The sequence below is a fragment of the Streptomyces sp. WMMC940 genome (assembly GCF_027460265.1).
In the GTDB taxonomy this organism is placed as follows: Bacteria; Actinomycetota; Actinomycetes; order Streptomycetales; family Streptomycetaceae; genus Streptomyces.
This window is the reverse complement of sequence record NZ_JAPZBC010000001.1, coordinates 5,571,307-5,590,737: the sequence shown is the minus strand read 5'-3', so window position 1 is coordinate 5,590,737 and position 19,431 is coordinate 5,571,307. Positions and strand designations below refer to the sequence as shown.

The 19,431-nt window shown below is 72.1% G+C and carries 18 protein-coding genes; 9 read left to right on the top strand and 9 right to left on the bottom strand.

The window, feature by feature from the left end; translation table 11 throughout:
- Nucleotides 1–94: 94 nt before the first annotated feature.
- Together O7595_RS24690 and O7595_RS24685 are read left to right on the top strand one after the other, a co-directional pair.
- A complete protein-coding gene (locus O7595_RS24690; RefSeq protein ID WP_269730806.1) occupies nucleotides 95–529 on the top strand; it encodes a VOC family protein in 435 nt (144 codons plus the stop codon).
- Between the two features lie 111 nt (nucleotides 530–640).
- The gene (locus O7595_RS24685; RefSeq protein WP_269730805.1) at nucleotides 641–1,081 is read left to right on the top strand and encodes a VOC family protein; all 441 of its coding nucleotides are present in this window, start codon (nucleotides 641–643) and stop codon (nucleotides 1,079–1,081) included.
- A 74-nt stretch (nucleotides 1,082–1,155) separates the two neighbouring features.
- On the opposite strand, the gene O7595_RS24680 is transcribed toward O7595_RS24685, so the two are convergent.
- Genes O7595_RS24680 through O7595_RS24670 form a run of 3 tightly spaced genes read right to left on the bottom strand, consistent with a single transcriptional unit; the run spans nucleotide 1,156 to nucleotide 3,263 of the window.
- The gene (locus tag O7595_RS24680) at nucleotides 1,156–2,109 is read right to left on the bottom strand and encodes a peptidase (protein WP_269730804.1); all 954 of its coding nucleotides are present in this window, start codon (nucleotides 2,107–2,109) and stop codon (nucleotides 1,156–1,158) included.
- 25 nt (nucleotides 2,110–2,134) lie between these two features.
- Nucleotides 2,135–2,677: a hypothetical protein gene (locus tag O7595_RS24675; protein WP_269730803.1), complete on the bottom strand. Its 543-nt coding sequence runs from the start codon at nucleotides 2,675–2,677 to the stop codon at nucleotides 2,135–2,137.
- Nucleotides 2,678–2,726: 49 nt separating this feature from the next.
- The gene (locus O7595_RS24670; protein ID WP_269730802.1) at nucleotides 2,727–3,263 is read right to left on the bottom strand and encodes a hypothetical protein; all 537 of its coding nucleotides are present in this window, start codon (nucleotides 3,261–3,263) and stop codon (nucleotides 2,727–2,729) included.
- 150 nt (nucleotides 3,264–3,413) lie between these two features.
- On the opposite strand from O7595_RS24670, the gene O7595_RS24665 reads away from it, so the two are divergent.
- Entirely contained in the window at nucleotides 3,414–5,435 is a 2,022-nt protein-coding gene (locus O7595_RS24665) for a S8 family serine peptidase (RefSeq protein ID WP_269730801.1), read from the top strand.
- A 117-nt stretch (nucleotides 5,436–5,552) separates the two neighbouring features.
- Here O7595_RS24665 and O7595_RS24660 read toward each other — a convergent pair whose 3' ends face one another.
- The gene (locus tag O7595_RS24660) at nucleotides 5,553–6,914 is read right to left on the bottom strand and encodes a glutamine synthetase family protein (protein ID WP_269730800.1); all 1,362 of its coding nucleotides are present in this window, start codon (nucleotides 6,912–6,914) and stop codon (nucleotides 5,553–5,555) included.
- Nucleotides 6,915–7,056: 142 nt separating this feature from the next.
- Here O7595_RS24660 and O7595_RS24655 point away from each other — a divergent pair, with 142 nt between their 5' ends.
- From O7595_RS24655 to O7595_RS24640, 4 genes are all read left to right on the top strand, one after another.
- Complete coding sequence (locus tag O7595_RS24655; protein ID WP_269730799.1) at nucleotides 7,057–7,500, top strand: hypothetical protein; 444 nt, start codon at nucleotides 7,057–7,059, stop codon at nucleotides 7,498–7,500.
- A gap of 95 nt (nucleotides 7,501–7,595) precedes the next feature.
- On the top strand, nucleotides 7,596–8,246 hold the full coding sequence (locus tag O7595_RS24650) for a DUF3105 domain-containing protein (protein ID WP_269730798.1): 651 nt from the start codon (nucleotides 7,596–7,598) through the stop codon (nucleotides 8,244–8,246).
- A complete protein-coding gene (locus tag O7595_RS24645; protein WP_269730797.1) occupies nucleotides 8,243–9,010 on the top strand; it encodes a DUF305 domain-containing protein in 768 nt (255 codons plus the stop codon). Before O7595_RS24650 ends, O7595_RS24645 begins: the two co-directional genes overlap by 4 nt.
- A gap of 368 nt (nucleotides 9,011–9,378) precedes the next feature.
- Entirely contained in the window at nucleotides 9,379–9,798 is a 420-nt protein-coding gene (locus tag O7595_RS24640; protein WP_138055715.1) for a CBS domain-containing protein, read from the top strand.
- 361 nt (nucleotides 9,799–10,159) lie between these two features.
- On the opposite strand, the gene O7595_RS24635 is transcribed toward O7595_RS24640, so the two are convergent.
- A complete protein-coding gene (locus tag O7595_RS24635) occupies nucleotides 10,160–11,005 on the bottom strand; it encodes an alpha/beta fold hydrolase (RefSeq protein ID WP_269730796.1) in 846 nt (281 codons plus the stop codon).
- On the bottom strand, nucleotides 11,002–11,718 hold the full coding sequence (locus tag O7595_RS24630; protein WP_269730795.1) for a DUF998 domain-containing protein: 717 nt from the start codon (nucleotides 11,716–11,718) through the stop codon (nucleotides 11,002–11,004). Before O7595_RS24630 ends, O7595_RS24635 begins: the two co-directional genes overlap by 4 nt.
- Before the next feature lie 92 nt (nucleotides 11,719–11,810).
- On the opposite strand from O7595_RS24630, the gene O7595_RS24625 reads away from it, so the two are divergent.
- Entirely contained in the window at nucleotides 11,811–13,562 is a 1,752-nt protein-coding gene (locus O7595_RS24625) for a multicopper oxidase family protein (RefSeq protein WP_269730794.1), read from the top strand.
- Between the two features lie 121 nt (nucleotides 13,563–13,683).
- Nucleotides 13,684–15,444, top strand: a complete 1,761-nt coding sequence (locus O7595_RS24620) for an NAD+ synthase (protein WP_269730793.1) — start codon at nucleotides 13,684–13,686, stop codon at nucleotides 15,442–15,444.
- Nucleotides 15,445–15,709: 265 nt separating this feature from the next.
- Here the strand turns inward: O7595_RS24620 and O7595_RS24615 are convergent, their stop codons facing one another.
- From O7595_RS24615 to O7595_RS24605, 3 genes are all read right to left on the bottom strand, one after another.
- Nucleotides 15,710–16,657, bottom strand: coding sequence for an endonuclease/exonuclease/phosphatase family protein (locus tag O7595_RS24615; RefSeq protein WP_443071856.1), 948 nt, complete (start codon nucleotides 16,655–16,657; stop codon nucleotides 15,710–15,712).
- Nucleotides 16,658–17,009: 352 nt separating this feature from the next.
- The gene (locus O7595_RS24610) at nucleotides 17,010–17,624 is read right to left on the bottom strand and encodes a TetR/AcrR family transcriptional regulator (RefSeq protein WP_269730791.1); all 615 of its coding nucleotides are present in this window, start codon (nucleotides 17,622–17,624) and stop codon (nucleotides 17,010–17,012) included.
- A gap of 167 nt (nucleotides 17,625–17,791) precedes the next feature.
- The gene (locus O7595_RS24605; RefSeq protein WP_269730790.1) at nucleotides 17,792–19,408 is read right to left on the bottom strand and encodes a DHA2 family efflux MFS transporter permease subunit; all 1,617 of its coding nucleotides are present in this window, start codon (nucleotides 19,406–19,408) and stop codon (nucleotides 17,792–17,794) included.
- Nucleotides 19,409–19,431 lie beyond the last annotated feature (23 nt).

Here is a 19,431-nt window from a genome sequence, read left to right as displayed (position 1 = left end):
CCCGACGGGACGACCGCGGACGAGACCCTCACCAGGGCCGGCCGCCCCGTCACGGAAGACCCGACCCATCACGGAAGAGGAGAGAGACCAACCCATGGAATGGACCCTCGAAGTGGTCGCCATCCCGGTCACCGACGTCGACCGGGCCAAGGACTTCTACGTGGACCGGTGCGGGTTCACCGCCGATCTCGACATGTCGCCGTTCGAGGGCGCCCGGCTCGTCCAGATCACCCCGCCCGGTTCACGCTGCTCGATCGTCCTGGAGTCCGGGATGCCGGAGTCCCCGGGACAGCCCCGGATGACGCCGGGCTCACTGCAGGGCCTGCAGATCTGCGTCACCGACATCGAGGCGGCCCGGAAGGAGCTCGTGAACCGCGGTGTCGTGGTGGGCCCGGTGCGCCACGTGGGACCGTCGGGCTGGGCGGACGGCAAGGGCGAGGAGCCCTGGAACTCGTTCATGTTCTTCCAGGACCCGGACGGCAACGGCTGGATCGTCCAGGAGGCCCCGGCCCCGCTCGCGGACCGCTGAGGGCCGCCCGCGTCGCGGGCGCCCTCCACCCCGGCGCACACTGATCTGGGGGAGCCACCCCCGGGCGGTCCGCACGAGCCGCGGTCCGCACCCCACCCCCGGGCGGTGCCCATGGAATGGACCCTGGAAGTGATCGTCGTACCCGTCTCCGACGTGGAGCGGGCGAAGACCTTCTACGCCGACGAGTGCGGTTTCACCATCGACCACGACACGCACATCTCGGACGGCGTCCGCATCCTCCAGCTGACCCCGCCGGGCTCCACCTGCTCGATCGTCATCGGCGAGGGCATGCCGCCGGCACCGGGCCAGAAGGCGATGCCCCCCGGCGTGATCCAGGGCCTCCAACTCTGCGTCCCCGACATCGAGTCGGCCCACGACGAACTGCTCGCCCGCGGCGTCGAGGTCAGCGCGGTCCAGCACGTCGCCCCGTCGGGCTGGGCGCCGGGCAAGGGCGAACCCTGGAACTCCTTCATGTTCTTCCGGGACCCCGACGGCAACGGCTGGATCGTCCAGGAGGCCCCCGCTCCCCTGTCGAAGCGGCGCACGGTCTGACCTTGGTCCTTCAACGACGGTGCGACGTCGAACGGTTGACGCACGGTCTGTTGGCCGTTCTCCGTGCCGCCGGGTCAGCGGACGCGGTTGCGGCGGTGGTACGCGTAGGCGGCCAGCAGCGCTGTCGCGGCGATCGAGACGAGGCTGCCGACCGTGAGCACGGACATCGCGGTGTTCCCGCCGCGCTGGGTGACCGGCTTCGTGCCGATGGTGATACGGCCGGTGGTCTCCCGCTCGACACGGCCACTCACGAGGGTCAGTCGTGCGGTCCACGCACCGTCCGGCAGCCGCCGGTCGAGTGTGGCCTTCGCCGTCGTCGAGTGGCCCGGGCCGACGGTGCCCGCCCTGACGTTGAACGGGCCTGCGGACAGCCCGCCCGGCCCGTCCGACAGGGTGAGCCTGCCCGTGAGGTCGAGGGCCCTCCCGCCGGTGTTCTTCACCCGGGCCGTGACCAAGGGGATGCCGGCCGTGGTGCGGGAACCGGTGAGGTCGTCGATGCGGAAGTCCGATCGCGGTTCCCCGTCGGGGCCGACGGACAGATACATGCGCACCCCGGCGCGGACCACGTTGCGCACCTGCTCCGCGGGTTCGCGCTCGGGGCTGATCTCCGCCCACACGACGCCGTAGTGCTCGCCGCGGGTCGCGTCGTCCGCCACGGTGATCTCGGTCCACACCTTCGCCGTCTCGTCGGGCGCGAGGACGAGTTCGCCGGGTCGGACCGTCACCCAGTCGGTGAGCTCGTTGCCGGTACGGCCGGGAGCGAAGACGAAGCCGTCCTTTCGGTGGACGGCGGCGGCCGCGGGGTAGAGCCGCACGCGGTGCCGACGGTCGGACAGATTGGTGACCGCGATGCGTCTGCGAATCCTCTCGCCCGGTCCGACGTGGTCGATGACGTACCGGTGGGCACGCTCGTCGTCGCGGCGGCTGACGGGCGCGTCGACGAGCCGGATGCCGACGCTCACGTCGTCGGACGCCCGTCGCGACGGGTCCGCGGCCACGGGCGTGAGCGACCCGGCGAGCAGTGACACCGCAAGGAACAGTCCACCTAGGGGCTCACGCCACCGAATGGGTCACCGTCCCGCTGTAGAGCCCGCCGACGGCGTCCGGCGGAATGGTGATCTCCAGGGTGGGGTTCCAGCTCGCGCTGTTGTTTCCGCTGCCCGAGGTCTTGGAGAACGCGGTACGGGGCTCGTCCATGCTGACCCGGTCGTCCCGCGTGGGCTGTCCGGGCACGAAGGTGCCGGTGCCGGTGGTGGCGGTCGCCGGACCGGACCAGTACTGCACCAGGTTCGGCAGGATGATCTCGGCGGGGTCGTCGACACCGGTGTCGAACTGCGTCGAGACCACCGACGCGGTCCACGTGGCGCTCGCCGCGGCCCGCCCGTCGTCCACCGTCACGGTGCCGAGCTGACCGCTGACGGTCTGCCCCGGGAAGCCGGCCCCGAGGTTGCGTGAGGCGGGCACCTCGATCGTGAGGTCCGAGGTCGAGACGGTGAACGTCACGGTCGTGTCCCCCGAGGGCTGGGCGACCGCGGGCATCGATGGCACGCCGACCAGGGCGGCGGCGATACAGGGAATCAGGAGTCTTCTGCGCACAGGGCCACCGTAGTTCGATCCGGGCGGAAGAGTCGGTATTCGTGCTGGATCATGCCACTGAATGGGTGATCGTCCCGGTGTAGGTGCCTCCCACGGCGGTCGTCGGCACCGCGACGATCAGCGTCGGCCGCCAACGGGTGTCGTTGTTCCCGTTGCCCGACGTCTTTCTGAACGCCGTACGCGGGACGCTCAGGCTCTGCGCCTGCGCGCTGGTGGCCTGACCCGGCACCCGGGTGCCGCTGCCGGTGGTGCTGGTGGCCTGACCCGACCAGTAGGAGAACTGGCTCCTGGAGATCTGCCGGGCGGCGCCGCCGCCCGGCGTGGTGAAGTCGGTCGCGGACACCGTCGCGGTCCAGACCGTGTTCTGCCCGCCACGCCTGTCCCGTACCCGGGCCTCACCGAGTTGCCGGCTGAACGAAGAACCGGGAAAGGCCGAGCCGAAATTCACCGCCGCCGGCACGGTGATCGACAGGGTGCCGGGCTGACGCGCGAGGCGTCCCATGTCCTGGCTCGTCACCGGCGCCGCGGCGCCGGGCAACACCGCCGCCACGACCGCCGATCCGACACCCACAAGGGTCCAGAGCATTTGCACGCCGCGACTATAGATCCATCCGTGGGGGCTTTTGGCACCCCATCACCCTTTCAGTGGGTTTCTGACCTCCTGTGACCGGTTAGCGTTCCTCGATCGGTTTCGCCCGTCCGCACCCACTCGGTGGATTTCCGTCCAGGAGCCCCCATGCGTAACCCCGCACGCACAGCGGCCTACACCGTCCTCGCCCTGGCCCTCGCCGCATCCGCCAGCCCCGCCCTGTCCGTCCCGGCGCCCCCCGACCGCGCCGGACCCACCCGGCTCGCCGCCGCCGACGACCACCTGGGTCGGCAGCCCACGCACGTCCGGCTGCGCACACGCACCTTCGATCCGACCACGCCGGAGGGGGAGCGCAGCCGGCCGCGGGGCAACCTGCGGACGAAAAACGGCCGCACCTACCTGGTCCAGTTCACCACCACACCGCTCGACAGCCATCGCGCCGAACTGTCGGCCCTCGGTGCCCGGATCGGCGCCTACATTCCCGACGCGACCTACGTGGTGCGCATGGACAAGGCGGCTCGAGGGCGGGTCGCCGCCCTGCCGTACGTGCGATGGGTCGGACCGTACGACGCCGGCGACAAACTGGAAGGCGGGGCCGTGCAGCCGAGCACCCGCCGCTATGTCGTCACGCTGGTCGAACCGGACGCCGCCGACCAGCGGGCGGTGGTCGAGCGGATCACCGCGATCGGCGGGAGGGTCGACGGCTCATCGGCGGGCCGGCAGCTGATCGAGGCAACCCTCGAGCCGGCGCAGGCGCTCGCCGTGGCGCACCTGGACGCGGTGCTCGCGCTCGACGTCTGGACGGCGCCCGAAGTGGACATGGACAACGCCCGCGTCGCGGGCGGCGCCAACGCGGTCGAGACGGCGTTCGGGTATCTCGGCCAAGGGGTGCGCGGTGAGGTGATGGACACCGGACTGCGCACCACACACCAGGAGTTCGCGGCGTTCCCGCCGATCCTGCACACCGCCAACACCACCAGCACCAGTCACGGCACCTCGACATACGGGCAGGTCTTCGCCTCGGGCGTCGCCGCCACCGCCCGCGGTCTGCTCCCCCAGGCGCAACCGATCTTCGCCGCACACAGCCTGGTGTCCGACCGGTGGGCCCACACCGCGCAGCTCGTCGACCCGACGGGCCCGTACCGGGCGGTGTTCCAGTCCAACAGCTGGGGCAGTGCGCTGACGTTCGGCTACAACGCCACGTCGGCGGCGATGGACGACATCGTCTTCGACCACGACATCCTGATCTGCCAGTCCCAGGGCAACACCGGCAACCGCTCCGCCCGGCCGCAGGCGTGGGCGAAGAACGTGGTGTCCGTGGGCGGCACCTACCACTACGACACCGTCTCCCGCACCGATGACGCATGGAACGGCGGCGCGAGCATCGGCCCGGCCGCGGACGGGCGGATCAAGCCCGACCTGTCGAACTACTACGACGCGGTCCACACCACCGCGAGCGGCGGCGACGCCGCCTACACCGGCACGTTCAGCGGCACCAGCGCCTCCACCCCGATCACCTGCGGCTACGCGGGCCTCGTCTTCCAGATGTGGGCGGACGGGGTCTTCGACGGCGGCCCGGGTCTGGACCGCGACGTCTTCGCGTCCCGGCCGCACGCCGCCACCGCGAAGGCGCTGCTGATCAACTCGGCCGACCAGTACGCCTTCACGGGCGCGTCCCACGACCTGGCCCGCATGAAGCAGGGCTGGGGTACGGCCGGCGTCGGCAACCTGTACCAGCTGGCACAGGACAACGGCTGGCGGCTGCCGATCCTGGTCGACGAGACGGACGTGCTCACGGTGGGCCAGTCCGCGACGTACACACTCACCACCGACGGCAGCCGGCCGCTCAAGGCGACGATGGCCTACACCGATCCGATGGGCTCGCCGTCGGCGGCCCAGGCGCGCGTCAACGACCTGACCCTGAAGCTCACCGCCCCGGACGGCACCGTGTACTGGGGGAACAACGGACTCGCGGCGGACAATTGGTCGACGCCGGGCGGCTCGGCGAACACGATCGACACCGTGGAGAACGTGTTCGTCCAGACTCCGGCCGCCGGCACCTGGACGATCGAGGTCATCGCAGGTCAGGTCAATGCGGACGGACACGTCGAGACCCCGGCGACCGACGCCGACTTCGCACTGGTCGCCACCGGAGGCGTCACCGGCTGACTCGGCCGGCAAGGGCGGCGCGGGCTCCCCCGCGCGATGGGGACACCGCGGGGCCGACGGTTCGCGACCGTCGGCCCCGCGGCTCGTTCCCGCGGGACACCCCGCGCCGGCCCGCCCCTACAGCACCGGCAGGTTCTTCCGCAGCTCGAACGCCGTGACCTCGGAGCGGTACTCCTCCCACTCCTGCTTCTTGTTGCGGAGGAAGAAGTCGAACACGTGCTCGCCGAGCGTCTCCGCGACCAGTTCGCTGCGCTCCATCAGCATGATCGCCTCGCCGAGGTTCTGCGGGAGCGGCTCGATCCCCATCGCGCGGCGCTCGGAGTCCGAGAGTGCCCAGACGTCGTCGTCGGCGCCGGCCGGGAGTTCGTAGCCCTCCTCGATGCCCTTGAGGCCCGCGGCGAGCAGGACCGCGTAGGCGAGATAGGGGTTGGCGCCGGCGTCGAGGGAGCGGACCTCGATGCGCGCGGAGCCGGTCTTGCCCGGCTTGTACATCGGGACGCGGATCAGGGCCGAGCGGTTGTTGTGGCCCCAGCAGATGTACGAGGGGGCCTCGCCGCCGGAGCCGGCGGTGCGGGCCGAACCGCCCCAGATGCGCTTGTAGGAGTTGACCCACTGGTTGGTGACGGCGGAGATCTCCGCGGCGTGCCTGAGCAGGCCGGCGATGAAGGAACGTCCCACCTTGGAGAGCTGGTACTCGGCACCCGACTCGTAGAAGGCGTTCCGGTCGCCCTCGAAGAGGGACAGGTGCGTGTGCATGCCGGAGCCGGGGTGCTCGGAGAACGGCTTCGGCATGAAGGTCGCCTGGACCCCCTGCTCCAGCGCGACCTGCTTCATGACCAGGCGGAACGTCATGATGTTGTCCGCGGTGGACAGCGCGTCCGCGTACCGGAGGTCGATCTCCTGCTGGCCCGGCGCACCCTCGTGGTGGCTGAACTCCACCGAGATGCCCATGGACTCCAGCATGGTGATGGCCTGGCGGCGGAAGTCCATGCCGACGTTCTGCGGGGTGTGGTCGAAGTATCCGGAGTTGTCCGCGGGGGTGGGGCGCGAGCCGTCCAGGGGCCGGTCCTTCAGCAGGAAGAACTCGATCTCGGGGTGGGTGTAGAACGTGAAACCCAGGTCCGAGGTCTTCGCCAGGATCCGCTTCAGGACGAAGCGAGGGTCGGCGAAGGACGGCGAGCCGTCCGGCATGAGGATGTCGCAGAACATGCGTGCCGTACCGGGGGCCTCCGCGCGCCACGGCAGGATCTGGAAGGTGCCCGGGTCCGGCTTGGCGATCATGTCCGACTCGTACACACGGGCGAAGCCCTCGATCGCGGAGCCGTCGAAGCCGATGCCCTCGTCAAAGGCCTGCTCGAGCTCGGCGGGGGCCACCGCGACCGACTTCAGGAAGCCGAGCACATCGGTGAACCACAGGCGTACGAACCGGATGTCGCGCTCCTCGAGCGTACGGAGCACGAATTCCTGCTGCTTGTCCATAGCCACATCCTTGCAGTTCAGACGGCCTGTGCACCACCGCCAGGGCGTAGAGGAGGAGCTTCAGTATCACGACCCGGGGTTTCGCCCAGATTACGCACCCCGTATGACATGGAGCACGTACCCGCCGTTACCATCTGCGCCCATGGGGGGCATGCGGAACGCCCGCACCGCGCACACCGCGCGTCCCATGGCGCTGGGGAGTGCCGTGGCGACGCTCCTCGCCGCGCTCTTCCTCTGCATGGGACAGACCCACACGGGCGGCGCCGGGGCGGCACGCGAGCACGGCACCCACCGGGAGACCGGGGAGACCCGGGCCGCCGGGCGGGTCGGCGAGACCACCCCTGCCGTGCCGGGCGCCGCCCGGGCCGACTCCGCCGCGTACACCTGTCCGTACGACCGCGGCCACTGCGGGCTCTTCCCGCACCTGACGCCCGGCGTCCTCACCGCCCCGCCCGAGGACTCGCCGCCGGCACCGGCGGGGCTTCCGTCCGGCGCCCTGCCCGCCCGCGACGCGAGCGGCCCACCGAGCACCGGTGCGCTCCCCCGCGCCCCGGATCTCCACGTCCTTCAGGTGCTGCGGACCTAGCAGGACCGTTCCACCGCCAGTCCGCGCAGGCATGGCCCACGGCCATGCGACCACGCGCACACCCCACACCCCCCGACGCAGAAGGACGAAGCAGAGTGTCGAGCAGGACGAACGACAAGACGAACGACCGCCGGGCCCGCATAGAGGAGATGCGCCGCGCCGAACAGGCCCGTGAGCGCCGCAACCGCATCATCACGATCTCGCTCAGCGCGGTCCTGGTGGCGGGACTCGTCGGCTTCGGCACATACGTGCTGAACAAGGAGTCCGAGAAGAAGGAGCAGGCCGAGGCCGCGGCCAAGGCGCCCATCAAGGACGAGAAGTCCTGGGACGCCAAGAAGCTCGGGCGCAACCACGTCACCACGGCCGTGACGTACCCGATGAAGCCTCCGGTCGGCGGTGACCACCACCAGGCGTGGATGAACTGCGACCGCAACGTCTACGACAAGCCGATCCCCGAGGTGAACGCCGTCCACTCGCTGGAGCACGGCGCCGTGTGGGTCACGTACAGCGACGAGGCCCCGGCCGCGGACGTGCAGAAGCTCAAGGACAAGGTCGGCAAGACCTCGTACTCGATGATGAGCCCGGTGAAGGACCAGGCCGGTGCCATCATGCTCAGCGCCTGGGGCAAGCAGGTGACGGTCGACGGCGCGGACGACCCGCGGGTGGACCAGTTCTTCACCAAGTACGTGCAGGGCCCGCAGACGCCGGAGCCGGGCGCCGCGTGCACGGGCGGACTGAGCGCGTGACGCTCGCGCTGACGCGTACGCACTGGGTCTCGCTCGCCGCGGTGGTCTCGGCGCTGCTGTTCGCGGGCGCGGCCACGGTCGCGTCCGCGGGCGGCGACGAGCACCCCGGCGGGCAAGGGGGCGGCGCGGGGGTCCCGGCCGCCCCCGCTGCGGGCTCGGCCGACGCGGGTTTCGCCCGCGACATGGCCGTCCACCACCAGCAGGCGGTGGAGATGTCCTTCATCGTCCGGGACCGTACGCAGGACGAGGAGGTGCGGCGGCTCGCCTACGACATCGCCAACACCCAGGCGAACCAGCGCGGCATGCTGCTGGGCTGGCTGGATCTGTGGAAGCTGCCGAAGGTGGAGTCCGGGACCGAGCCGATGGCCTGGATGGAGCGGGCCCACGGCGAGGGCGGGCACGGGGGCGGCGGACACGGCGGCACGTCCGGGAACGGCGCTCATGGAAGCGGCCAGGGCGCCGGCACCGGGGACGCGGGCCACGGCGGGCAGCCAACCGGCGCCGGGCCGGTGATGCCGGGCATGGCCACGCAGGCCGAGCTGGACCGGCTGGCCGAGGCGAGCGGCAAGCAGGCCGAGGTCCTCTTCCTGCAGCTGATGACCGACCACCACAAGGGCGGCGTCGCGATGGCGGAGGGCTGCGCGGACCTGTGCACCGTGCCCCAGGAGAAGGCCCTGGCCCAGGGGATGGTCGACGCCCAGCAGTCCGAGATGGACCTGATGGCGGATCTCCTGGAGAAGCGGGGCTCGGCCCCCCGGGCCTGAGACCGGCGCGCCCGCGTGGGCCGGGCGGACACCCGCCCCACGCGGGCGCACTCCCGAGGGGCGCCCCTCGCGGCCCCTGGACGCGGGACCGCGGAGGCCGGTCGGTCACGTCGGGCGCCGCCACGACGTCGGCGGTAAGGTCGAAGACGGCTTCCTCGGCGTCCGCCGGGACCAGTTGCCCGGCTCCCTGCCGCCCCGGGTGCCGGCGTGCACGTCGAAGAAGTCCCCGCGGTCCCGGCCGGGGAGGTCCCGGCCCGGGTGCGGGGCGTCGGCCGGGCCGTCGGCGGACCGCTCTCCACCCGCATGGGACGACGGGCGTGACATCGGGTGACGACGGGCGTCGGCCGCGCCCAGGAGGTAGGAACCCCATGACGACCGCCAAGGACATCATGCACCCCGGGGCCCAGTGGATCCCGGCGCACGAAACTCTCGACCGTGCCGCGCAGTTGATGCGCGAGCTGAACGTGGGCGCGCTGCCCATCGCCGACGCCGACGAGCGGCTGTGCGGCATTCTGACCGACCGCGACATCGTGGTCGGCTGCGTGGCCATGGGCCACGACCCCTCGAAGATCACGGCGGGGGACATGGCCCGCGGCACCCCGCGCTGGATCGACTCGGGCGCGGACGTCGGCGACGTACTGCACGAGATGCAGGAGCACCAGATCCGCCGGCTCCCGGTGATCGAGAACAAGCGCCTCGTCGGCATGATCAGCGAGGCCGACCTGGCGCAGCACCTGTCGGAGGACCAGCTCGCCCAGTGGGTCGAGCAGGTGTACGCACGGGCCTGATCCGGCGTCAGTCGGCGTACGCCGCAGGGGGCGCCACGCGGGTGCACGGTTGCGCGGGTACGGGGCATCCAGCCACCACCCCGCCACTTCTCCGCCCAGGAGGTACGCGGGCCCCACCGCCGCCGCACCGGACCACCACCCTCCGCCCCGGGGCGCGGGTGTGCGGCAGGCACCAAGCCGCCACCCCGCCACCCCTCCGCCAGGAGGTACGCGGGCCCCACCGTCGCCACCCCGGTAGCGGCCGCCGCCGGCTCGCGACGCCGATGCGTCGGTACGCCGGCGGCAGCCCCCGGCGACCCGCCACGCCGACTCGGCCGACGGGCCGGTGACCCGCGGTGCTCGGCGAACTGCCGTCGCCCCCTCACCCCTGCTTCAGGACCGCCCGGGCCACCGCGTCCGGGCGGTCCAGCATGACCAGGTGCCCCGACGGCTCGACGGCCTCGAAGTGCGCCTCGCCGAGTTCCGCGGCGAGTGCGCGCTGGCGTGCCAGCCAGCGGCCCGTCGAGCGACGGCCGCGACCGTCCGACGCGGCCAGCACGGTCACGGGCACGCCGTGCGGAAGCGGGAACCGGGTGCGCAGGTCGAGCAGTTCGGCAGCGACCGCGCGGTAGTGGGTGTTCTCCAGCAACGCGCCCCGGAGCACGCGCGAGGTGCCGTAGCAGCGGCGTACGAGCGTGGCGGGGGCCGGGTCGCCGCCGCCTTCGCGGGACAGCCGGACCACGGCGCGGCGGAGGGCAGGGCCGATCGCGGCGGGCGCTCCGACCGCCGTCAGCGCCGTGCCGAGGCCGTGTGCCACGGCCGTACGGACGGCGGGGGCGCGGGGGGCTCCGGCGTCCTCCTCGATGCTGGCGTCGACCAGGACGAGTCCGGCCGTGCGGGCGGGGTGGAGCCGGGCGAAGGCCTCCACGTGGAAGCCCGCGATGGAGTGTCCGACGACGGTGGCGGGCGGGCCGCCGAGCCCGAGGGCGTCGAGGATCCCGGCGATGCGGTGGGCCTCCCCCGCGGCGGACGGAGGCACCGCGGCGGTGCCGCTCAGCCCGTGCCCCGGCCGGTCGAAGCGGACGACGGTGCGGTACGGGGCCAGCAGGGGTACGACGGGGTCCCAGTCGAACCAGCTCATGGCGAGGCCCGCGCTGAGGACGCAGACGGGTCCGTTGCCCTCGGCCACCACGTGGTGGGGCACTCCGCCGATCCGTACGAACGTCACGCCGTCCCCCTCGATCCCGGCCGTCCCGCACCCGGACGGCCCGTGCCCTCCCGCGCCACGGAAAGCGCGAGTACCGCCAGCCACCCTGCCACGACCAGCACCTGGAGTCGCTGCCCGGCGCCGAGCCACCAGATGCCGCGGCCCGCCTCGAAGGCGGCGACGGCGGTCAGCGTCCAGACGGTGGCGGCGAGTTCGACGGCGACGAGACCCGGCCCGAACCGGCCCAGCGCGGGCCACCGGTGGTAGCGGCGGGCCGCGACCGTGAGCGCGACCATGCCGGTGAGGGCGCCCGTCATGGCGAGACCGGAACTGACGGCGTGCGCGGCGTGCGTGGCCGGGACGAGGCCCGCCGTCTCCAGGGCGGCGCACTCGGGATCGTCGGTGGGCGCGCAGCTGAGCGGCAGCCGTGAGTCGAGGGCGGTCGCCAGGCCGAACACGGCGAGGGCGGTCCAGCCGGCGACGGACCACGGCCGTCTCGGACGCGTCGGCAGGGCGACGGCCGCCCCGGCGAGGACGAGCAGCCCGGCGGCGAGGTCCGTGGCGCGGAACAGGCCACCGAAGGGCTGGTCGGCGGCCGAGAGTTCGCTGACGTACGCCCGGACCGGGTCGAGGCCGGTGGCCAGGAGCAGTTCCAGCACCCATGCGGTGTAGAGCAGGGCGCCGAGTGCGATAAGCAGCGCGACAGTTCTGGATGTACCGGATGTTTCGGGCATCGTGCCCCATGCTAGATCGTGCCGCGTTCAGCCCCACCCGGGGCCCGTCCCCTGCGGGGGTGGTGCGCGCATGTTCGACCGACCGGAGGGCCATGTCCAGTCAGGAGCACACCCGTCAGACCTCTCGCACCCGTCGCGCCGTACTCGGCGCCGGGATCGCCGCCGCCGGATCGGGGCTGCTCGCCGCCTGCTCCGGCGGCGGGGCGGACGACGGCGGCCGTGGCGCGGCGGGGGCCCCCGCCGAGGGTTCCGTACGGGCCGACGGCAAGAAGGTCGGCGGCCCGGCGGCGGTGCGCAGCGTGGGCCCGCTCCGCACACGTACGTTCACGGCCACGCCCAGCACGGTCGACATCGGCCGCGGGCGCACGTTCAGGACGTGGACGTACAACGACCGGCTGCCGGGCAAGGAGGTGCGGATCAACGCCGGGGACACGCTCGAGCTCACCCTGGCCAACCACCTGCCGGTGCCCACCACCGTGCACTGGCACGGCATCGCCCTCGAGAACAAGATGGACGGCGTGCCGGGCGTGACGCAGCCGGCGGTCAAGCCGGGCGGGACCTTCGAGTACCGCTTCACCGTGCCGCACGCCGGTACGTACTGGTTCCACCCCCACTACGGAGTGCAGATCGACAGCGGCATGTACGCGCCGCTGATCGTGGACGACCCGAAGGAGCCGCTCGCCTACGACCACGAGTGGGTCATCGTCCTGGACGACTGGATCGACGGCGTGGGCGGGTCCACTCCGGACGACGTGCTGTCACAGCTCCGCAAGGGCAAGCCCGCCATGGGCCACGGCAACGCGCACGACGGCGGCCACGGCGGCGACGGGGACGACCGGCGCGAGCGGGACCGCGAGGACCGCGAGGACCGCGAGGAGGGGGACGACGAGGAGCGCGACGGCCGTCCTCGGTCCCGGCCGACCGGCGGGGTCGACGCCGGGTACGGGCCTGCCAGGGCCGGGGACCCGGACGCCGGACGCGATGCGCCCGGGCCGGCCGACGGCAGGGGCCCGCGCCGGCTGATGAGCGACGCCGTGAGCAAGCTGCTCGGCGGCCACGCGGGCGATGTCGCGTATCCGTACTACCTGATCAACGGGCGCACGGCGGACGACCCGACCGAGTTCAGGGCGAAGCCGGGCGACCGGATCCGGCTGCGGATCATCAACGCGGGCGGCGAGACGGCCTTCCGGGTGGCACTCGGCGGCCACGAGATGACCGTCGTCCACTCGGACGGCTTCCCCGTCCACCCGTACAAGACCGACGCGCTGCTGCTGGGCATGGCCGAGCGGTACGACGTGATGGTCACCGCGAAGGACGGGGTGTTCCCGTTCACGGCGCTGGCGGAGGGCAAGAGGGGCTCGGCGATGGCCGTGCTGCGGACGGGCCGCGGGGCCACGCCCAAGCCGTCCACCCGCCCGTCGGAGTTGGACCGCAGGGTGCTGCAGTCGTCCGCGCGCCTGCGGCCCGAGGACTCGGTGGCACTGGACCGGCGCCGCCCGGACCGTCTCATCCGGTTCACGCTGACCGGCGGCATGAAGCGGTACGACTGGGCATTCGACCGGCAGCCGTACGACCCGGAGGTGCTCCACAGGATCGAGTACGGCGAGCGGGTGCGGCTGGTGGTCATCAACGCCACGGACATGTGGCACCCCATGCACCTGCACGGCCACACCTTCGCCCTGGCCGGCATCGACGCGCTGGGCGCCCGCAAGGACACGGCGATCCTGCTGCCGCACCGCAAACTGGTGGCGGACTTCGACGCCGACAATCCGGGGCTGTGGATGTTCCACTGCCACAACATCTACCACTCGGAGTCCGGGATGATGACGACGCTGGCGTACTAGGGCTGATCCCCGCCCCGGGGGAGGAGGCCGCCCTCCCCCGGGACCCGCGCACCGGGCGCCCCGGGGTGGCGACCGCCACACAGCCGGGACATCGCGTCAGAAAGACGATTACACTGGGCGCGTGCCTCAACTTCGCCTCGCCCTGAATCAGATCGACTCGACCGTCGGCGATCTCGCCGGCAACACCGAGTCGATCGTGCACTGGACCCGGCACGCCGCCGCGCAGGGGGCGCATCTCATCGCGTTCCCCGAGATGGCGCTGACCGGCTATCCCGTCGAGGACCTGGCCCTGCGGTCGTCCTTCGTCGAGGCGTCACGGGCCGCCCTGCGCGCGCTCGCCGCGCGTCTCGCCGACGAGGGCTTCGGGGAGGTCCCCGTGATCGTCGGCTATCTGGACCGCTCCGAGAAGGCGCAGCCGCGGTACGGCCAACCCGCGGGCGCCCCGCGGAACGCCGCGGCCGTACTGCACGACGGCCGGGTGGCGCTGACGTTCGCCAAGCACCACCTGCCCAACTACGGCGTCTTCGACGAGTTCCGGTACTTCGTGCCGGGCGACACCATGCCCGTCGTCCGCGTCCACGGCGTCGATGTCGCGCTCGCCATCTGCGAGGACCTCTGGCAGGACGGCGGCCGGGTCCCCGCCGCGCGGTCCGCCGGAGCCGGGCTGCTGGTCTCGATCAACGCCTCGCCCTACGAGCGGAACAAGGACGACACCCGACTGGAACTGGTGCGCAAGCGCGCCCAGGAGGCCGGCTGCACCACCGCCTACCTCGCGATGATGGGCGGCCAGGACGAGCTCGTCTTCGACGGCGACTCGATCGTCGTCGACAGGGACGGGGAGGTGATCGCACGCGCACCGCAGTTCGCGGAGGGCAGCGTGATCCTGGACCTGGACCTCCCGTCCGCGTCCGCCGACGCCCCGACGGGCCTGGTGGACGACGGGCTGACCGTCGACCGGATCGTCCTCTCCGAGGACCCGCTCCCGTCGTACGAGCCGGAACTGACGGGCGGTTACGCGCAGCGGCTCGACGACGAGGAGGAGGTCTACTCGGCCCTGGTCGTCGGACTGCGCGCGTACGTCGCCAAGAACGGCTTCCGCTCCGTCGTCGTCGGCCTCTCCGGAGGTATCGATTCGGCACTGGTCGCCGCGATCGCCTGCGACGCGCTGGGGGCGGAGAACGTCCACGGCATCTCCATGCCGTCCAAGTACTCCTCGGACCACTCCCGGGACGACGCCGCCGAGCTCGCCCGCCGCACGGGGCTGAACTTCCGCACCGTGTCGATCGAGCCGATGTTCGACGCCTTCATGGGCTCGCTCCCGCTGACCGGTCTGGCGGAGGAGAACCTCCAGTCACGGCTGCGCGGGACGACGCTGATGGCCGTCTCCAACCAGGAGGGCCACATCGTGCTCGCCCCGGGCAACAAGTCCGAGCTGGCGGTGGGCTACTCGACGCTGTACGGCGACTCGGTCGGCGCGTACGGGCCGATCAAGGACGTCTACAAGTCCTCCGTCTTCAGGCTGGCGAAGTGGCGCAACCGGGCGGCCGAGGAGCGGGGCCGGACCGCGCCGATCCCCGAGAACTCGATCGCCAAGCCGCCGAGCGCCGAACTGCGGCCGGGGCAGGTCGACACCGACTCGCTTCCCGACTACGACGTGCTCGACGGGATCCTGGAGCTGTACGTCGACCGCGACCAGGGCAAGGACGCGATCGTGGCGGCGGGCTACGACGAGGAGCTGGTGGCGAGGGTGCTGCGGCTCGTCGACACCGCCGAGTACAAGCGGAGGCAGTACCCGCCGGGCACGAAGATCTCCGCGAAGGGCTTCGGCAAGGACCGCCGGCTGCCGATCACGAATCGCTGGCGCGAGACGACGGCGCACTGACGCGCGGTACGTCCGGGGCGAGGGGGCTTCCCGCGACGACGCGGGAAGCCCCCTTCGCCGTACCGTCGAGCAGCCCGGCGGTCACCGCGATCACCTGGCAGGCGGGGCCGGGAAGGCCGGGCCCGGTCGAGATCCTGACCGGTTCCGAAGGCCGGGAGGCCGGGAGGCCGGGAGGACCGGGAGGCCGGGAGGACCGGGAGGCCGGGAGGACCGGGAGGCCGGGAGGACCGGGAGGCCGGGAGGACCGGGAGGCGGGGTGATCCGGTCAGAAACGGATGCCGGCCGCTATGGGCAGATGGTCGCTGGCCGTGCGGGGCAGCGTCCAGGACGAGACCGGCTCGACGCCCTTCACCATGATCTGGTCGATCCGGGCCATCGGGAACGACGCCGGCCAGCTGAAGCCGAAACCGTCGCCCGCGGCGCCCTGCGTGGAGCGCATCTGCGAGGTGACCGCGTTCAGGGCGCGGTCGTTCATCGTGCCGTTGAGGTCGCCCAGGAGGACGACCTTGCCCACCGGGTCGCGGGCGATCGCCTCGCCGAGCGCGTCGGCGCTGGTGTCCCGCTGGCTGGCGGTGAAACCCGCGTTCATCTTGACCCGCACCGACGGCAGGTGGGCCACGTACACCGAGAGATCGCCGGACGGGGTGGCGACGGTGGAGCGCATGGCGCGGACCCAGCCCAGCCGGATGTCGACGGGCCGGGTGTCGCTCATCGGGTACTTGCTCCACAGCCCGACCGTGCCCTGCACGGAGTGGTAGCGGTACTGGGACGCCAGCGCCTTCTCGTAGGCCGGGACCGCGTCGCCCGTCAGCTCCTCCAGGGCGACGACGTCGGCACCCGAGGCGGCGACCTCTCGGGCGGTGCCCTCGGGGTCGGCGTTCTCGGCGTTCACGTTGTGGGTGGCGACGACGAGGTTCCCCCCGCCGCCCGACTTGTCCGTGAGCAGTCCGCCGAAGAGGTTCAGCCACACGATCGCCGGGACGAGCAGCGCGACCAGTGCCGTCGCCGATCGCCGCAGGAGCGCGAGAACCAGCAGCACCGGCACCAGCAGCCCCAGCCAGGGCAGGAACGTCTCGGTGAGACTGCCCACGTTGCCGATCTTGTTGGGGATCTGCGCGTGCAGGATCATCAGCAGGCCGGTGGCGACCGCGACGACCGCGACGACGACACCGCGCCGCCAGATCCCCGGATCGCTCCGCAAACGGTCGAGCAGGGCCCGGATCCGGGAACCGGGGCGGGGGTCCTCCGCGCTGCCGTGTCCCGATTCCGTCATGTATGCCTGCCGCATGTGCATAGTCCTCACTGCCTTGCCGTGCACACCTTGCCCGCCACGACCCTAGGCGATACCGGGTGCGTTCCTGCCGTACGGGTTCGAGGACGGCCGGGCGCCGCGACGGGTTCCGATCAAGGTCGGCGGCGGCGTGGCTGTGACAGAACGCGCATATTGGCCGGTGGGGTACGCCGGACGGCCCGCGCGAGGACGGAGCGGTCGGGACGGCCGGGCGACGGTCCGGACGATCGGGACGGCCACCGCCGCACGGTCGAGGCGGCCTCCCGCCGGAAGGTCAGGACGACGAAGGTCCGAGGCCCTCCAGCACGGCCGTGACCATGCGTTCCGCGAGGTCGCCGGGCAGCGGGGCGTCGGGGCGCATCACGGCACGCACGAGCATCGGGCCGACCAGGAGGTCGTTGAGCAGGTCGATGTCCAGGTCGTCGCGGATCTCGCCGCGGGCGACGCCTCGGCGCAGGATCTCCAGCACGGTCGCCCGACGCGGGTCGATGACTGTGGCGACGTACGCCTCCCACAGCCTGGGATGGCTCTTCATCTGGGCGCGGACGTTGTGCAGCAGCGCGGACGAGCGCTGGGCGAGGCCGCGGAGGCGGACCGACTCCAGCATGACGACGAGGTCGTCACGGGCGGAGGTGCCCGGCATCTCGGGATCCGGTGGCTCGATGTCCCGCAGGACGTCGACGAACAGCTCCTCCTTGTCTGCCCAGCGCCGGTAGATGGTGGCCTTGCCTACCCCGGCGGTACGGGCGATGCGCTCGATGGAGATGTCGCCCAGCGGCAGCCCCTCCTCAAGCAGGGTCACCACCGCCTGGCGGATCGAGCGCTCCGCCGCCTCGCTGCGGGGCCGGCCGCGCCGCGGAGCGCTCGCGCCCGCCCCGGGGGCGGTCACGGCGCCCGGCCTCCCGCCCGTACCCGTGTCCCGTGCCGCTCCGGTCCCGCTCGACACTGCCGCCTCCACTCCGCCCCGCCCTCCCCGTGGCGCCCTTCCGTGAAGCGCATCTCGTCGCGTCTCCCGGTCCGCCCCTCGGCGGGTCCCTCGATTCTCGCGGACCCCGGTCATCCCCGCGCCACCCCCGCCGCCGGGCGCTCGTCCGGCACGGCCGGAGCGTCCGCGGACTTCCGGCGGCCGGGGAGATAGGTGGCCACGACGACCGCGCCGATGAGGGTCACCGTCGCCGCGGACAGCGCCGCCAGGTGCATGGCGACGAGGAACGCCTCGTGCGCGGGCGCGATCAGGAGCCGTCCGGCGGGGCCGAGCCGCTCGGCGACGGCCAGTGTCGCCTCCAGCGATTCGCCCGCCGCGTGCTTCGCCTCGTCCGGGACGCCGGGGGCGCGCTCCAGGGTGCTCTCGATCCCGCCCCGGTACGCGGCGGACAGCAGCGAGCCGAGAGCGGCCACGCCCAGCGCCCCGCCGATCTGCCGGAAGGTGTTGTTGATCGCGGAGGCCACGCCCGCCTTCTCCCTCGGCAGCGCCTGCATGACCGTGACCGTGACGGGCGACATGACGTGCCCCATGCCTGCGCCCTGCACGAAGAAGGCGAGCTCCAGCGCCCACAGCGGGGTCGAGGCGTCGAAGAAGGCGAAGCAGGCGAGCCCGGTCGCGATCATCATCATTCCGGCCGTGCAGGTCGCCTTGGCCCCGAACCGGGCGACGGCCAGCCGGGCGCGCGGCGCGAACAGCGACTGGGCCACCGCGAGCGGCAGCACCAGCAGACCGGCCTGCAGCGGGCTGTGGCCGAGCACGCTCTGGAGGTAGAACACCGAGAAGAACGCGACGCCCATCATCGAGAGGAAGGCCAGCGCCGTCGCGGTGATCGCGGCGGAGAACGCGGGATTCCTGAAGTACGAGAAGTCCAGTGCCGGGTGGTCGATGCGGTGCTCGTACACCACGAACACGGCCAGCACGGCGAGCCCGCCGACCAGGGGCAGCAGCACGGACCGGTCGGAGAGCGAGGCGAGTTCACCGCCGTGGATGATCCCGTAGACGAGGAGGACGAGCCCGACGATGGACAGCAGCACGCCGACGGGGTCGATCCGGCCGGGGTCGGGGTCCCTGGAGTCGGGGATGAGCAGGGCCATCGCGACGAATCCGACGATCACCACCGGCACGTTCACCAGGAAGATCGAGCCCCACCAGAAGTGTTCGAGCAGCAGCCCGCCCGTGAGCGGGCCGAGGGCGATGGCGATGCCCACCCCGCCCGCCCAGATGCCGATGGCCTTGGGCTGCTCGTCCCGTTCGAAGACGTTCATGAGGACGGCGAGGGTCGCCGGCATCACGAACGCGGCGCCGAAGCCCATCACCGCCCGGTACGCGATGAGCTCGCCGGACGAGCCCGAGAACGCGGCCAGCGCCGAGCCGACGCCGAACACGGCCATGCCGAACAGCAGGGTCCTCCTGCGGCCAGCGCGGTCGCCGATCAGACCGGCCGTGAACAGCAGGGCGGCGAAGACGAGGGTGTAGGAGTTGATGGCCCATTCCAGCTCCCCCTGTGTGGCGCCGATCCCCACGGGCGCGGGGGAGGCGATGGTCTTGACCGCCACGTTGAGGACCGAGTGGTCCAGCACCATGATGAGCACGGTGAACATCAGGACGGCCAGAATGAGCCAGCGGCGTCGGTGAACGGCTTCCGGAACCCGGGGTGGGGCGGGGGGTGCGCCCGGCGGTGTGGACATGACCGCAGCGTATTTCTATACGG

Bases quoted from the DNA above. Each gene is read 5' to 3' on its own strand.
- O7595_RS24690 (WP_269730806.1), top strand. From the start codon at position 95: ATGGAATGGACCCTCGAAGTGGTCGCCATCCCGGTCACCGACGTCGAC.
- O7595_RS24630 (WP_269730795.1), bottom strand. From the start codon at position 11,718: ATGCCCGAAACATCCGGTACATCCAGAACTGTCGCGCTGCTTATCGCA.
- O7595_RS24665 (WP_269730801.1), top strand. From the start codon at position 3,414: ATGCGTAACCCCGCACGCACAGCGGCCTACACCGTCCTCGCCCTGGCC.
- O7595_RS24640 (WP_138055715.1), top strand. From the start codon at position 9,379: ATGACGACCGCCAAGGACATCATGCACCCCGGGGCCCAGTGGATCCCG.
- O7595_RS24670 (WP_269730802.1), bottom strand. From the start codon at position 3,263: ATGCTCTGGACCCTTGTGGGTGTCGGATCGGCGGTCGTGGCGGCGGTG.
- O7595_RS24605 (WP_269730790.1), bottom strand. From the start codon at position 19,408: ATGTCCACACCGCCGGGCGCACCCCCCGCCCCACCCCGGGTTCCGGAA.
- O7595_RS24655 (WP_269730799.1), top strand. From the start codon at position 7,057: ATGGGGGGCATGCGGAACGCCCGCACCGCGCACACCGCGCGTCCCATG.
- O7595_RS24685 (WP_269730805.1), top strand. From the start codon at position 641: ATGGAATGGACCCTGGAAGTGATCGTCGTACCCGTCTCCGACGTGGAG.
- O7595_RS24660 (WP_269730800.1), bottom strand. From the start codon at position 6,914: ATGGACAAGCAGCAGGAATTCGTGCTCCGTACGCTCGAGGAGCGCGAC.
- O7595_RS24625 (WP_269730794.1), top strand. From the start codon at position 11,811: ATGTCCAGTCAGGAGCACACCCGTCAGACCTCTCGCACCCGTCGCGCC.